This window comes from Myxococcus sp. CA056 (assembly GCF_013336715.1).
Lineage (GTDB): Bacteria > Myxococcota > Myxococcia > Myxococcales > Myxococcaceae > Myxococcus > Myxococcus llanfairpwllgwyngyllgogerychwyrndrobwllllantysiliogogogochensis.
Genome location: NZ_JABUMT010000026.1, coordinates 1 through 13,772, shown reverse-complemented (window position 1 = coordinate 13,772; position 13,772 = coordinate 1). Strand labels below are relative to the sequence as shown.

Annotated in this window: 11 protein-coding genes; 3 read left to right on the top strand and 8 right to left on the bottom strand. The window is 66.4% G+C overall.

Annotation, left to right across the window (positions count from 1 at the left end; all coding sequences use genetic code 11):
• Positions 1-135: 135 nt before the first annotated feature.
• The 5 genes from HUA76_RS44290 to HUA76_RS44270 all read right to left on the bottom strand — a co-directional run bounded on the left by HUA76_RS44290 (position 136) and on the right by HUA76_RS44270 (position 8,243).
• Positions 136-651: a CAP family protein gene (locus HUA76_RS44290; RefSeq protein WP_174458290.1), complete on the bottom strand. Its 516-nt coding sequence runs from the start codon at positions 649-651 to the stop codon at positions 136-138.
• A gap of 570 nt (positions 652-1,221) precedes the next feature.
• The gene (locus tag HUA76_RS44285; protein WP_371823621.1) at positions 1,222-4,704 is read right to left on the bottom strand and encodes an Ig-like domain-containing protein; all 3,483 of its coding nucleotides are present in this window, start codon (positions 4,702-4,704) and stop codon (positions 1,222-1,224) included.
• Positions 4,705-4,838: 134 nt separating this feature from the next.
• The gene (locus tag HUA76_RS44280; RefSeq protein WP_174464367.1) at positions 4,839-6,119 is read right to left on the bottom strand and encodes a hypothetical protein; all 1,281 of its coding nucleotides are present in this window, start codon (positions 6,117-6,119) and stop codon (positions 4,839-4,841) included.
• A 134-nt stretch (positions 6,120-6,253) separates the two neighbouring features.
• Positions 6,254-7,390 carry a hypothetical protein gene (locus HUA76_RS44275; RefSeq protein ID WP_174464366.1) on the bottom strand — a complete coding sequence of 379 codons (1,137 nt, stop codon included), beginning with the start codon at positions 7,388-7,390 and terminating at the stop codon, positions 6,254-6,256.
• 70 nt (positions 7,391-7,460) lie between these two features.
• Positions 7,461-8,243, bottom strand: coding sequence for an alpha/beta fold hydrolase (locus tag HUA76_RS44270; RefSeq protein ID WP_174464365.1), 783 nt, complete (start codon positions 8,241-8,243; stop codon positions 7,461-7,463).
• A 383-nt stretch (positions 8,244-8,626) separates the two neighbouring features.
• Here HUA76_RS44270 and HUA76_RS44265 point away from each other — a divergent pair, with 383 nt between their 5' ends.
• Positions 8,627-9,337: a hypothetical protein gene (locus HUA76_RS44265; RefSeq protein WP_174464364.1), complete on the top strand. Its 711-nt coding sequence runs from the start codon at positions 8,627-8,629 to the stop codon at positions 9,335-9,337.
• A gap of 92 nt (positions 9,338-9,429) precedes the next feature.
• Here the strand turns inward: HUA76_RS44265 and HUA76_RS44260 are convergent, their stop codons facing one another.
• A complete protein-coding gene (locus HUA76_RS44260) occupies positions 9,430-9,888 on the bottom strand; it encodes a peroxiredoxin family protein (RefSeq protein WP_174458284.1) in 459 nt (152 codons plus the stop codon).
• A gap of 128 nt (positions 9,889-10,016) precedes the next feature.
• On the opposite strand from HUA76_RS44260, the gene hflK reads away from it, so the two are divergent.
• Together hflK and hflC are read left to right on the top strand one after the other, a co-directional pair.
• Positions 10,017-11,084, top strand: a complete 1,068-nt coding sequence (gene hflK / locus HUA76_RS44255) for an FtsH protease activity modulator HflK (protein ID WP_141646801.1) — start codon at positions 10,017-10,019, stop codon at positions 11,082-11,084.
• Positions 11,081-12,022, top strand: a complete 942-nt coding sequence (gene hflC / locus HUA76_RS44250) for a protease modulator HflC (RefSeq protein WP_141646802.1) — start codon at positions 11,081-11,083, stop codon at positions 12,020-12,022. Before hflK ends, hflC begins: the two co-directional genes overlap by 4 nt.
• Positions 12,023-12,055: 33 nt before the next feature.
• Here hflC and HUA76_RS44245 read toward each other — a convergent pair whose 3' ends face one another.
• Positions 12,056-13,336 carry an ATP-binding protein gene (locus HUA76_RS44245; protein WP_174464363.1) on the bottom strand — a complete coding sequence of 427 codons (1,281 nt, stop codon included), beginning with the start codon at positions 13,334-13,336 and terminating at the stop codon, positions 12,056-12,058.
• 3 nt (positions 13,337-13,339) lie between these two features.
• Positions 13,340-13,567 (bottom strand): winged helix-turn-helix domain-containing protein, encoded by a 228-nt coding sequence (locus HUA76_RS44240; RefSeq protein WP_256434524.1) that lies wholly within the window; start codon positions 13,565-13,567, stop codon positions 13,340-13,342.
• Between the last annotated feature and the right edge of the window lie 205 nt (positions 13,568-13,772).

Sequence of the window (13,772 nt, the reverse complement as noted above, 5' to 3'; positions counted from 1 at the left end):
TCGGGGTTCTCTCCGACGCGTGTTCAGCTGGGGTGAGGCGAGGTGAGGTGAGGCCTCGTGACGTCATGACGTCCGGTGTCTGGGAGCGGAGGCGTGGGCCTCCGCTCCCGGTGACCGCGCCGCATGGGTGCTGGACTACCGCAAGCGAAGGACGTTGGCCGGGAATTGCCCCATCATGTTTCCCGGAGGGCTATACAAACAAGCCATGGCCGTATAGCCATCTTTCGTCGCAACGCCACACCCCAGCTTTGTGCTGCTCTTCCAGACCACCGCCGTGAAGTGGCCGGTGTTCATGGAGAAACCAGGCTTCGTGAAGTCGTAATACCTGACTTCATCGTACCACATCTTGACACCCATGGCTGTGAAGTCGCCCGGGGACCACGAACCCGCGCCACCACTCAGGTTTTCACCCGCACCGTTCTTGAAAGGACATGTGTGGTCTATCGTCTTTTTCGCCGCATAGTAGTTCGCGCACTTCTCCGCGCTGGCAATCAGGGTGGCATCCGACTTCAAGGCGGGGCTGCCATGCTTCGCGCGGTACTGATTGTGGAGGGAGAGCGCGGCGTTCTGGTAGGGCTGTTGGCCGAATGCGTTGGCAACGACGAGAGGCTGTAGGATGAGCAAGCTGAACAAGGCTTGATGGTGACGCATGGCCTTTGACCCCTTCTGCGAATCGGGAATCCGCTATTTGACGTAGCACTGGCCTTGCCTGCAAGCGCCATACTGTGGCTTGGGGGGCGGCGTCACAATCATATATCTGACGCAGAATGAGCCATCCGGGAGATGGGTGCGCACATTCATATCGTTCGCGCATTCGCACTGGACATTGTCGCACTTCTCCACATCGACCACGGTCATATCAGGAATGACTTTTCTGGCGGAGGTCCTGTGTTGTCTCTGGCATGCCGCATGGCATGCGGGCATGGCTCCTTGCGCCCACCGGGGGTCATAGTCGCCACTGCCCGTTGCAGGGGGCGGGCTTGCCTTGGCCTTTGTCTCCGTGGCCTGAGGGGGCTTCTTTTGTTGCGGGCTCTTGCTGGGGGCTTTGGGGGCTTGTTGTGGAGCGGGGGGCGCTTGAGGGGTACTCGGCGCCGCCATCACACGGGATGACAGCGCGAGTATCGATATGATTGCGAACGGCATGAATTTGCGGGCCATGTTGGTTTCCGATCGAGATGAAACTACAGGTATCGGCCACTTCCATGCCCGGTTCTTTTCAGGTCACGGTCCCCAGACCGGCCCGCTCGGCGTGACGGTCATCACCTGGACGCCAGCGCGCAGCGGCGACTGGGTGACCGCGCCCGTGGCGGCGAAGCCGAAGCTTCCGCCTGTACTCACGATTCCCTTCTCGAAGGTGACCACCGCGCTCCCCCGAGTTGGATGGACCAGCGTCACCGTGTACGCGGTGGACGTCTCGTTGAGCGTGAGCTGAAGGTTCGCACCACTGGCCGCATCCCTGGCCTGCACCACATGCAGGAAGTGGCTGACCACCTGCCCGCTGGTCTCGATTTCCCCACGGAACTGGCCGACGGGATACGGGTAGGTGCCGTTGGGGCGCACCGGACCGCGCTCGTCCACGATTCGCCGCGTCGGAGTGGCCGGAACCAGGGTGCTGACCCTCACCGACTGACCGCCACTGTTCGCCGACCATGTGTTGCCCGTGAGCACCGGGTTCTCCGGGAAGTGGATGACGAAGGTCTTGTCGACCGCGGCGTTGTCGCTCGCGCTCTCCAGCCGGTCGAACACAATCAAGGTGTCGAGCGGACGGACGAACAGCGTCTCCCGCACCACCCTGCCCGCGTACGGGTTGCCGACCTCGGCCTCGCGGTGGGCCCACTCGTCGTTCAAGTCGTACACACCGGTCAGGTCGACCGCGGCGTAGTTGACCACCGGCGTCGAGTGGAGCCGCAGCATCTGGGGCACGTGATGGTAGTAGCCGACCGTGCCCATCCCCTCGAACAGGAGGGTGTTGTGGGCGACGGGCGATTCGACGTCGACCGCGCCACCGCCGGCGTAGCCGACAATCGAGTTGGCGTAGCCGACCGTCTCCCGGGTCAGGAACTCGCCGGCCCGCCACAGCTGGAAGTTGCCGGCGTCACGGTGGGCATGGCCCGCGTTGGCTGTCATTCCGAACTGCAGGTTGATCATGGTCGCATCGGGCGCCCACGCCGTCTTCGCGTACACCATGCCCAGGCCAGGCGCGTGGTAGTCGAGCGGCAGCTCCGCGAGGTCCCTCGACGGCACCGCCGCCACCGTGTCGCTGTAGACGTATCGAATCAGACGGTCATCAATCGGGTGGCCGGTGAGTTCGAGGAAGCGCTTGGCATAGCCGGCGATCGGCTGGTCAGACCACTCCTCGATGAGCGGGGCGAAGTAGCTGCCCAGCAGGGTCTGCGCGGTATTGCTCGAATCCCACCGGGTCAACCAGCGCTCGTCGTCGTTGTACGGGAAGGTCTCGAACAGCTGGAACTGTCCCATCCGGCTGCGCCCCGGCGTGGTCGAGTAGATGGACCAGAAAACCGACTCCATGAAGTAGTTCGTCTGGTTCCACATGTCGTGCCCATACAGGCCGAGCGTGGTGAACGGCACCGTCATGTAGCCGAACGTCCGGCGGCCGTACGTCGAACCCTCGTGCGGCGCGCCGCCAGCGGCCGGGCCGTCCAGGTAGGGCCGGAGCGAGAAGTCCCAGCGCGAGCTCATCGCGTACTGCAGGAGGTTGTTGGCGTACGGCTGGTTCTCATGCCAGCTGGCAATCGCCCACAGGAGCGAGTTGCGGAAGTAGCCCGTGTAGTAGTTGTTGCCCTCCATGCCGATGCCGCCCCACGGGTTGTCGTTGAGCGCCTCGATCGAGAGGTTCCAGCGCGCAATCAAGGTCGTGCGCTCCGCCGGCAACAGGTGCGCGAAGCACCAGTCATAGGTGAGGATCACCGCCTCGCCGTACCAACGGGCCGGATCGCTCGACACCGTGTTCTCGCTGATGGGGATTTCGGTCTGCACCGCCCAGGTGATCGCGGAACGACACGACGCCGGAGTGCCGGTGATGAGCGAATGCATCGCCGCGTCGATGGCCTGCTCGGGGCCTTGCACGTTCGCCACCGGGGTGTACGGGTGCTGCGCGAAGTACGCCTGGGCGCGGGCCAGCCGGGACGCGGTGAACCAGACGCGAGGGTGCGCCACGGGAATGGCGAGGACTACCGGAGGCCCGTTGGCGATGGTGAGCGTGATGGGCGCGGAGGTCGTGAGGTTGCCGGCGCGATCCCGCGCCACCGCCGTCACCGGGAAGGTGCCATCGCCCACCTGAGTGGTGGTGACGTTGATCCAATACGGATAGCTGAGGTCCTCGCGGCCCACATTCTGGCCGTTCACCTTCAACTGCACGCCGGCGATCCTCACGTTGTCGTAGGCGTCGATCTTGATCTGGATGGTGCCGCCCACCGTCACGCCACTCGCGGGCGAGACGATCTGCACCTCGGGAGGAATGGTATCGGGCGGAGGCGCGCTCACGGTAATTGCGACCGGCGCCGAGCTGGCGACGTTGCCAGCGGCGTCGCGCGCCACCGCGGTCAACTGCCGAAGCCCATAGGGCTGGAGCGTCTCGGTGTCGAGCGTCACCGACCAGGGGGCGGCCACGTCCGCTTCACCGACCTGGGTGCCATCCAGCTCGACATGCACCCGGGTGACGCCAATGTCGTCGACCGCGCTCATCCGCACCGTGAAGGGCCCGCTCACTGTCTCACTCGCGACCGGCGCGGTGACCTGAACCTGCGGAGGACCCGTGTCGACGAGCTCGTTGTCGATGGTGATGCGCACGGAGGCCGAGGTGGTGAGGTTGCCAGCGGCATCTCGCGCGTGCGCGGTCAGCACGTGGTCGCCATTGCGGAACAAGCGGGTGTCGAGCTGCGATGAGGCGAGGTTGCGGCCGTCGATGCGCAGTTGCACGTTCGCCACACCCACGTTGTCGCTCGCGGCCACCGTGATTGCGACCACGCCCTCCACCGTCGCGCCTCCCAGGGGCGCTGTGATTGCCACCGTCGGAGGCGAGGTGTCGCTGTTCGGCACGGGCGGGGTGTATTCGATGGTGAGGAGCGGCCGTCGCTCCGGCTGCGTCGCCAGGCTGGTAAACAGCTTGGCCACCTTGCCGACCTTCGAGTTCGCCAGCATCACACCCTGGTTCGTCGAAGGGTCATCGACCCACGACTGCACCACCGCGACATCGAGCGGCACGTTGTGCACGCTCACCGTGCTCGGAAACGTGGTGACCTGGAACGAGGAGCCGGCGACGAGGTCCGTCCCCTGCCCCACCGCGCCCAGCCGGTCCCACGCCAGGTCCTCATCCCGGAACTGCCACCCCAGGTCTCCAGCCACCAGGTTCCAGGGCGCCTGCACATACGAGCCACGAATCGCGAAGTCGTCGGTATAGGTCTCCACGGCGAACCGGAGCGTCGCACTCTGCACCACCGCCCGTTGCGGCACCCCGAGCTGAGGGAAGCGCAGCAGCGCCTCGACCTCGTAGTCCTCGGTCTGGAACACCCCGAGCAGCGCCTCGTTGCGGTGCGCCGAGCCGTTCTGCGTCATGCCCTGGCTGGTGATCGCCACCGCTTCCGACACGCTCACCGGTGACGTCGCGGCCTGCGACACGGTCCCCACGCGGCTCTCGCGCTCACCCTCCTTCGTACATCCGGTGAGCGCGATTGCGGCCAGCACTCCTGCCCATAAAACAGTCGCACTGCTTATTCTTGAGTTCATAGACTGACGGTTCCTAGCGAATCAATGCCGGGAAGTCCACCGCGCCCCTCCTCGGAGCGGCGCGGCCATCAGCCATTCACGACGCCTGCATGCTATGGCGCGGTGACCGGTTTCTCGGGGAGAGGGCTCTCCTTGGTCTCACAGGTCTGACTGACAGCCAGGGTTCCGCCCATTTGCAAGGTGACGGACTCCGTGCGCTTCCAGTAGCCGTTCGCAGGATCGTACACGCTTCCCTTGAGCTCTTGGTCATACCAGCGCTCGGCCGTGGTCTTGTAGGTCGTGCCAGGGGGCAGTTGACCCAACTGCACCCACAGCGTCGCGTCGAAGATGCAGTAGGGGGGCACATTCAACTCAACCGTGACCACGAGCGTCGTTTTTTGCGTCTTGGTCAACGACGATTCATCAGTATGTGAATAGACAAAGCCGACGCTGAGTGTCCACTCCTTGGTCACCTCATTCGTTCCCTGGGTCTTCTTGGCCGAGAGCGAATAGCTCAACTGCATGCCCGCCGTGTACTGGTTGGTGGCCGTCACCGTTGTCGTCTGCTCGTCCGTGACGTCGACCGAGAGGGTCTGCTTCTGGAACGCGGAGGAGTCGTTTGGCCAATGCAGACTGTCCGACACCCTCTTCCCGACGGAGTCGGGGACCACGATGTCCACCGGTTTGACGAACGACTGCTTCGGGAGGAGGTTGTTCCAGGAGAAACTGGAGACGGCGTCGTTGAATCCGACCTCCTTGAGATTGCTCACCTCCGAGAAGCTGCCCCACGCCTTGATGTTCCCATAGGCCGCCCCCGAGCCGTCGTTGTTGTTGAACAACGAGGCCATCTGGGCGTCCACCAGCGCGGGCCAGCGCACGGAACTCGCGCGATCCTTGATGTACCAGCCATCCAGGGCGTAGGTCTTTCCCGCGCCCCACTCCGAGAGGAACAGGACGGTGCGGTTCCCCGCGAAGGCGGCGGATTCGTAGAGTTCGATGGCGCCGGCGCTCAGGTCGGGCGTGTGCCAGAAGAACGCCGAAATGCAATCGTTCAGGTTGATCTTCGTGAGATCCACGGCCTCGGTCTGGCCTGTTCCCACGAGGTCGACCACCCTGCCGCAGTTGATGAGGTCATAGACATTGCCGTTGGCCGGGGCGACGTAGTTATCCGTCAGGGTCATGACGGTGCCTACCGGGAGATTGAACGCAATCCAGGTCGCTTCGTCGTGAAGGCTCGACCCGGCGATGGAATGGCGTGTGTCTTTGAGGTAATCACGGGTATTGACTGAGTAGGGCGAGCCCACCCAACCCGCATCTTTGTAGAGCGTGACGGTACCGGAAGGTTGAGCCGGGGGCGGGGCAGCCGGAGCGGGCAGCTTCGAAACCACTGACATTTGGGACGATCCTTTGATGAGCCTTTGATAGCCTCGAGGCAGTGCGAGAAAAAGCACACTGTTCACTCCCAGTCAATTGCTCACTGGTGTCAATGGTAGCCCGCACTCTTACCCGCACCTTGACAGCCATTCCGTCACTCAATCGTGGAGTTCGTGACGGCGATCGGCGTATCCGAGTGATTCGATATCTGGGGATACGTCACGTACCAGGAGCCACCCCGGTTGTTCTGGATGACCGAGCGGTCGATGCGGATGTCGCCTGAATGGTCATTGCTGACAAAGAAGATGGCGCTTCCATGCGCGTTGACTTCGTTGTGCTCGATTCGCGTGCCACACAGGGACAGCGTCATCCTGTCGCCGTCGTTGTAGATGGCGCCGCCGCTGCCCCCTCCCGGGGTGCCTGGAGTGGCGGGATTCGCGCCGTTGCCGATGGCCCGGTTGTGGGAGAAGAGGCTGTTGATGACCGTCCACGACACACCGATGCTGCTGATGCCACCACCGTTGGAGCAGACCCCGCCGAAGCCCTGCTTGCCGCCGAAGGTCGTGTTCACCACGTAGACGGGCCGCCCTTCGTACTGGCTGAACACCCGGAGCGCGCCACCTCCGACGTCGGGCCCGACATCCGCGCACGCGTTGTTGAAGAAGCGGGAGTTGATGACCTTCACCCGCCCACCGCGCACCCAGACCGCCCCGCCTCCGTCGAACTCCGACTCACTCTTGGAGCTGGCATCCACGAACGTGAGGTTCTGGATCGTCAGCCGAGGGTGGTCCTGGTTCTGGCAGTGGGAGGTCGTCCACACCTGCTTCTGGTCACAGGTGTTCATGTACAGGATGCGGTGCCTGCCCGCTCCGCTGAGCGTCACCAGCCCCTTGCCGTCGATGACGATCTCCGGCCCCTTGTCGTTGAAGATCTTCGCCGTCCTGTCGAGCGTGATCGTCACCGGCTCCGGGCCACAGTCGAAGGTGATGACCCCGCCCCGGGCCACTGCCTCGACAAAGGCGGCACTGGTACAGCTCGCGGGCGTTCCCGTGCCGACAACGGTGGTCGGCCTGGAGCTGTCAGCGAGCCCCGCTTCCGCGGGCACGGTGCAGGTGGCCTCCGCGTTCGGATTGCCGGCGGGCGGGCCATCCTTGGGATTGGTCAGCGGGTTGGGCACGTCCACGCCCGGCGCATCCTCGCTCGAACAGCCCGCCACGCTGGCGAGCGCGAAGCCCGTGGCCAGCGAGAACACCGCGCTCACTGCCGACCGATGAAGTCTCTTCAGGTGCATCGTTCCTCCAGGAGGGAGGCAGTGTAGAGCGACGATGCACCCGAGACGAGCGGACCCGGCCCCGCGTGGCTCAGGGGTGGTGCCGACTCTGACCGAGGAAGCGGACCACTTCCGTGTGGAACCACTTCGCCGAGTCCAACATCAGCCAGTGACTGGCGTGCGGCGCCACGGTGCGGGACAAGTCGGCCCGCTGTCCCACCAGCGTCTCCGGCCCCGTGGCCGCCACCAGCGCGTGGGTGGGGCCCTTGAACTGCTCGAACGCCGCGTCCGGGTCATGCGCGAGCAGCGACTCCAGGTTCCCGGCGATGGCCTCGCGACGCGACGTGCGCATCGTCTTCATCACCAACACGCGCGTGGAATCCTTCGCGGCGAGGAGCTGGGGCGTGAGCCAGTGCTCATGGAAGGCGCCGTACTTCGCGGCGCTGAAGTTGTCGAGCCAGGCCTCCGCCTCGGCCTCCGGCATGCGGCGCAGGTCTCCCGGCGCTTCGACATAGAGGAGCCCGGCCAGCCGCTCGGGGTAGTACGCGGCGAAGGCGCCAGCCACCGCGGCTCCAAAGCCATGCCCCACCAGGACGAACTTCTCGGGGGCCAGCGCGTCGGCGACCGCGACGACATCCTCCACCGCCGCCTCCACGCCAAAGGGACCGTGGGAGCCGCTGCTCTCGCCCAGCCCGCGAAGGTCGAAGGCCACGCTGCGCGTCGCGAGGCCCACTTGCGTCTCCGCCCAGTGAGACCGGTCCCCGGCGACGTCGTGCACGAAGATGGCGGGGATGCCGCCGTCGCCCTCGACTGTCGCCATCAACCGACCCGCGGGGCCGTTGACGGACACCATCCTGGCTTCCTTGTGCTTCATTGGCCTGACTCCCGGCCCCTGGTACGGGCGCTGCCCGTCCACCCACCGCGCCATCCGTGGCGCCGGGGCCATCACCCACCAAGTCTGCCCTACTTCCCTCCGGGACGCCCCATGCCCGCTCCCGCACCTGTCCACCACTGCATTTCCAGCGGAGCGACAGGCACGAGCAAGGACTGCCTTTGACACGGCAGGACTTGCCGGCCGGCGTTGCGCTCACGTGCCCCTGATTCCTCGCGCTTCCCTCTGAGAGCACGCGCGGCACGGCCATTGCTCATGGACCGGGAGCACGCCGACACGGTCCGCATGAGGTTTCGCGGCGCGCACTTGCATCCCACCCCACCACAACATGAGCGGCGCCAGGCGCGTTGCTCGGGAGAAGTCCCATGAAGCGTATCGTCCCTGGAGTCATGATGATGGTCCTCGCCGCCGGCTGCGGCATCGAGGACGCCGCCACCACCACCGAGAAGACGGAGACGCCCGCGTCGGTGCTGGCGCGCGTGGAGCGCGACAACGGCAACGTGGTCGAGTTCCTCGAGCTGGCGGACGGCGAGGTGATGGTCATGGAGGCCGGCGTCTACCCGAACCCCCCGGCGGCCATCGACGGCATTGGCCCCGCCGCGGCGTGGAGCAAGCTGACCGGCCGCAGCGACGTGCCCCAGGCGCTCGGCATCGCCCAGCAGCGCTACGAGCTGATGCGCACGTCCCCCCGCGACGCCGAGGGTGCGACCGAGCGCGGTGAGTCGATCTTCAAGGACGGCCTGGCCGCCGGAAGCACGAGCGCCGCGGCCTACGGCCCGTGCGACATCACCTGGTTCCAGGACAACTTCTGCAACGCGGCCTACGACTGGAAGATGTGCCTGACCAACTGGGGCGGTGGCGCCTACGCCCAGCGCGGCGGAGTGGACTACCACAAGACCGCCGTGTGCCCGACCTCCGGCAACGTGACGCTCAACATCAAGGACCAGGTCATCCGCAACGTCGGCGCGGGCGGCTACCTCTGGTACTACCGCAGCGGCACCAACTTCGACTTCCGCGCGGACGTGGACAACGCGTCCGGTGACACGTTCCACTTCGCGGTCAACCTCAACTACTGAGCCCTGTCCGCTCCTGGCCTCGCGGCTCCGGGTTCATCCCGGCCGCGAGGCCGGTGTCGTTTCCGGAGTCGCAGGCCGAGGCGCCGCGCGGTTCAGCCCGCCGTGGCGAGGCCCTGGACGGCGCGCACCACCATGCGCACGTGGTGCTCCACGCGCAGCTCGTGGTGGAAGATGCCTCGGATGATGCCCCGCGCATCGATGACGAAGGTCACCCGCTGCACGCGCTTGAGCAGCGGCCACACCACGTCGTAGCCGCGCGCGATGCCCGCGCTCGGGTCGCCCACCATCGGATACTCGGCGCCCGTCGCCGCGGCGAAGTCGCACTGAACCTGGTGCGTGTCCGTGGACACGCCCACCACCTCGGCGCCAAGAGCCCGCAGCTGCGGAAGCGCCTCGCCGAAATGCTTCGCCTCCTGGGTACACACGGGCGTGAAGGCGGCCGGAAAGAAGAAGAGCACCACGGGGCGCCCTCGCAGCGCGGAGAGGCGCAGGCGCTGCCCCTGCGTGGTGAGGGCTTCGAAGTCGGGAGCCGGGGCGTCGAGGGTGACCATGGGCGCGGGGACGGACCATAGGTGCTCGGCAGGCAAGGGGTCACGAATGAACCAGGATTCCGGGCCCGTTTCACTCGCCGCCCCGGTTCTCCTTGCAAGTAGATTCTTTGCAGTCCAAAGACTGAGGGATGGCATGGGATCCTCGAGTGTTGAACCCCGACCCGAACGGGCGGGACCCCGCGGACGTCCTGCGTGAGCTGCAGAAGAGGCTGAGTCGCGGCCTCGGACGTCGGCTCCTGCTGGGCTCGATTGCGCTCGTCACGTTGGTGGGCCTGCTCACCAGCTACGCGCAGGTGGAGCCGGACGAGGTTGGCGTCATCCTCCGGCTCGGCCGCTTCGTGGGCACGGTGGAGCCGGGGCCCCACTTCCGGCTGCCGTTCTGGGTGGATCGCATCGTCAAGGTGCCGGTGCAGCGGCAGCTCAAGGCGGAGTTCGGCTTCCGCACGGAGTCCGTCAACTCGCGCGCCACGTCGTATTCGGCGAGCACGTCGGACCTGAAGCGCGAGTCCCTGATGCTCACCGGTGACCTCAACGTCGCCGTGGTCGAGTGGATCGTCCAGTACAAGATCAAGGACCCGTACAAGTACCTCTTCAAGGTGAAGAACGTGGAGGGGATGCTCCGCGATATCTCCGAGGCGTCGATGCGCGCGGTGGTCGGCGACCACTCCGTCAACGAGGTCCTCACCACGGGCCGCCAGACGGTGGCCACCCAGTCCAAGCTGCTGCTCCAGGACCTGGCGGACCGCTACGAGACGGGCGTGGACATCCAGCAGGTCGTCCTCCAGGACGTGAACCCGCCCGACCCCGTCAAGCCGTCCTTCAACGAGGTCAACCAGGCCATCCAGGAGAAGGAACGCGCCATCAACGAGGCCTACGCCGAGCGCAACCGCGCCATCCCCCGCGCCAAGGGCGAGGCCGAGGAGGCGCTGCGCTCCGCGGAGGGCTACGCGATTGAACGCGTCAACCGCGCCAAGGGCGAGGCCGAGCGCTTCACCCGCGTCTACGAGGAGTACCGCAAGGCGCCAGAGGTCACCCGTCGCCGGATGTACCTGGAGACGGTGAGCCAGGTGCTCCAGGGCGCCGGGCAGAAGGTGGTCATGGATGAGAACCTCAAGGGCTTCACGCCCCTCTTGCGGATGGACGGGGCGGACTCCGTCTCCGCGGGCGCAGCGCAGCTGAAGGAGGCCCAGCAATGAGCCGCGTCGCACTGATTCTCGTCGTCGTCGCCGCGCTCGCCGTCGTGCTGGGCTTCTCCAGCACGTACACGTTGAGCGAGCACGAGCAGGCCGTCATCACCCGCTTCGGCCAGCCCCGGGGCCAGTCCATCACCGAGCCGGGACTGCACTTCAAGCAGCCCTTCGTCGACACGGTGAACCGCTTCGACAAGCGCTGGCTGGACTGGCGCGGGGACCCGAACCAGATCCCCACCAAGGACAAGAAGTACATCTGGGTGGACACCTTCGGCCGCTGGCGCATCGTGGACCCGCTGCGCTTCTTCCAGCGCCTGCGCGACGAGCGCAATGCCCAGTCCCGGCTCGACGACATCATCGACGGCGAGACGCGCAACACCATCGCCTCGTTCGCGCTGATTGAGGCGGTGCGCTCCACCAACCGGCCGTTCGAGGACGACGAGTACACCACCGAGGCCGAGCGCGGTGAGTCGCTGGAGCAGGTCTCCCAGGGACGCGACAAGCTCACCCGGCAGATTCGCGACCGCGCCGCGGAGATCGTCAAGGAGTTCGGCGTGGAGCTGGTGGACGTGCAGATCCGCCGCATCAACTACGTCGACGAGGTCCAGGTGAAGGTGTTCGAGCGCATGATCTCCGAGCGGCGCCGCACCGCCGAGCGCTCGCGCTCCGAGGGCATGGGCCGCGCGGCCGAAGTGCGCGGACAGCGGGAGCGGGACTTGAAGGAGATCCGCTCGGAGGCGTACCGCAAGGCGCAGGAGATCACCGGCACCGCCGACGCCGAGGCGACGAAGATCTACGCGGACGCCTTCGGGAGGGACCCGGAGTTCTACCAGTTCATGCGCACGCTGGAGGCCTACCCCCAGGTGGTGGACCGCTCCACGTCCCTCTTCCTGGGCAGCGACTCCGAGTTCTATCGCTACCTGCGCAGCAGCGCGAAGAAGTAGGGGCAAGGCTCCGCCCCGGGTTCGGGCCGCGCTTCACGCTGGAAACGACAGCGTGAAGCGTGCGCCCCCCAGCGACGAGCCCAGGGCACGGACGCTCCCTCCATGCACCTCCGCGATGCGGTGCACGATGGCGAGCCCGAGCCCGAAGCCGTGGCGCTCGTCGTCGAGTCGATGGAACGGCTCGAAGATCCGCTCCCGCTCCGCGAGCGGAATCCCCGGCCCGTCGTCGTCGACATGGATGTGAATCACGCGCCCTTCCCGGCTCAGGCTGACCTGGACCCGGGAGTTCGCATGGCGCAGGGCATTGAGAATCAGGTTCGACGTCGCGCGCTCGATGAGCCGGGCCTCGACACGAACGACGAGCGGCTCCTCGTCCGGCCCCGGGGCGGCCAGCACCGCCTTGTGTGGCAACAGGGTCAGGGTCTCGCAGAGCGCGGCCAGCACAGGACGCACATCCACCCGGGCCTCCTTGCGCGCGCCGTGCGCCTTCAGGCGCGCATAGGTCAGCAGCTCGTCGATGAGCGCATCGAGCTCCGACAGGCTGCGCTCCACCCGGTCGAAGGCCTGTTCCCGCGCGTCGGGCTCTGACGCTTCTCTCGCGAGCGCGAGGCTGAAGTGCAGCCGCTGGCTCGGGGCCCGAAGCTCGTGGGAGGTGTTGTGGAGGAGCTCGTCTCGCAAGGTGATGGAGCGCTGGAGCTCCGCGCCCATGTGGTTCACCGCCGCCGAGAGGGCGCCGATGACGTCCCGTGAGCCGACCTGGGCTCGCGCGCCGAGCTCTCCCCTGCCGAGCGCCTCGGCGGTTCGCCGCAGGTCCAGGAGCTGACGGCGCACGGGGCGAAGGAGCGCGAAGATGCCCAGGGAGAGCCCGCCCACGAACAACAGGAGGAGCGCGCCGCCTCGCGCACCGCCCAGCGGGAACATGAGCGGCAGCGGCCCCACCTGGAGGACGTGGTTCGTCCCTTCGATGCGCGCATAGAGCATCGACGCGAACACCGGCCCCTCCCGGATGACCTGCCCGCGCGCGAGCCGCTCGGCTCCCTCGGCGTCGAGCGGGGTCCGTGCCTGGGGGATGAGCGCGACTGGCACGCCGAAGCGCTTGGAGGCCTCCTCGGCGGGACCTCCGAAGTCGCCGTGCTCGCGGTAGCGCGCCTCGAACAGCTCGGCCATCAGCCCGACGGGCACCGCCAGGGAGACTTCGAGGTTCCGCGCGAGCTGCGCGTTGATCCTCGGAATCACGAACGCCCTGGCGGCGAGTCCGGCGATGAGCACGCCCGCGAAGATGTGGAGATAGACGCGAAGGAAGAGTCGGTCCACGGGTCAGCTCACGGTGAAGAGGTAGCCGACCCCACGGACCGTCTTGATGACGTCCGCCTCGCCGGAGGCTTCGCGCAGCTTGTGACGCAGACGCGAGACGCGGAGATCCACGGAGCGGTCGATGTCATCCTGCTCCACGCCCCGAAGCCGCTGGTACATGAGCTGCCGGCTCACGACCTGCCCCGCATGCGTCATCAGCAGGAACAGCACGTCCAGTTCGCCCGAGGTCAGGTCGAGCGCCGCCCCCCGCAGATGGGCCGTTCTGCGAGCCGGGTCGACCGTGAGTTCGCCGACGCGAACGGGGCCAGGCGGTGAGCGTCAAGGTAGATGTCGCGTGAGAGGGTTCAGCCGATGCGCTTCATCTCCTGCACGGCCGGGGTGAGGCTGGGCGAGGGGCCCAGGCGGACGGAGCCTGCGGGAGTCCAGTTGCGAGTGA

Coding starts and splice junctions, on each gene's coding strand:
- HUA76_RS44290 (WP_174458290.1), bottom strand. CDS start 651: ATGCGTCACCATCAAGCCTTGTTCAGCTTGCTCATCCTACAGCCTCTC.
- HUA76_RS44280 (WP_174464367.1), bottom strand. CDS start 6,119: ATGTCAGTGGTTTCGAAGCTGCCCGCTCCGGCTGCCCCGCCCCCGGCT.
- HUA76_RS44275 (WP_174464366.1), bottom strand. CDS start 7,390: ATGCACCTGAAGAGACTTCATCGGTCGGCAGTGAGCGCGGTGTTCTCG.
- HUA76_RS44270 (WP_174464365.1), bottom strand. CDS start 8,243: ATGAAGCACAAGGAAGCCAGGATGGTGTCCGTCAACGGCCCCGCGGGT.
- HUA76_RS44265 (WP_174464364.1), top strand. CDS start 8,627: ATGAAGCGTATCGTCCCTGGAGTCATGATGATGGTCCTCGCCGCCGGC.
- HUA76_RS44260 (WP_174458284.1), bottom strand. CDS start 9,888: ATGGTCACCCTCGACGCCCCGGCTCCCGACTTCGAAGCCCTCACCACG.
- hflK (WP_141646801.1), top strand. CDS start 10,017: ATGGCATGGGATCCTCGAGTGTTGAACCCCGACCCGAACGGGCGGGAC.
- hflC (WP_141646802.1), top strand. CDS start 11,081: ATGAGCCGCGTCGCACTGATTCTCGTCGTCGTCGCCGCGCTCGCCGTC.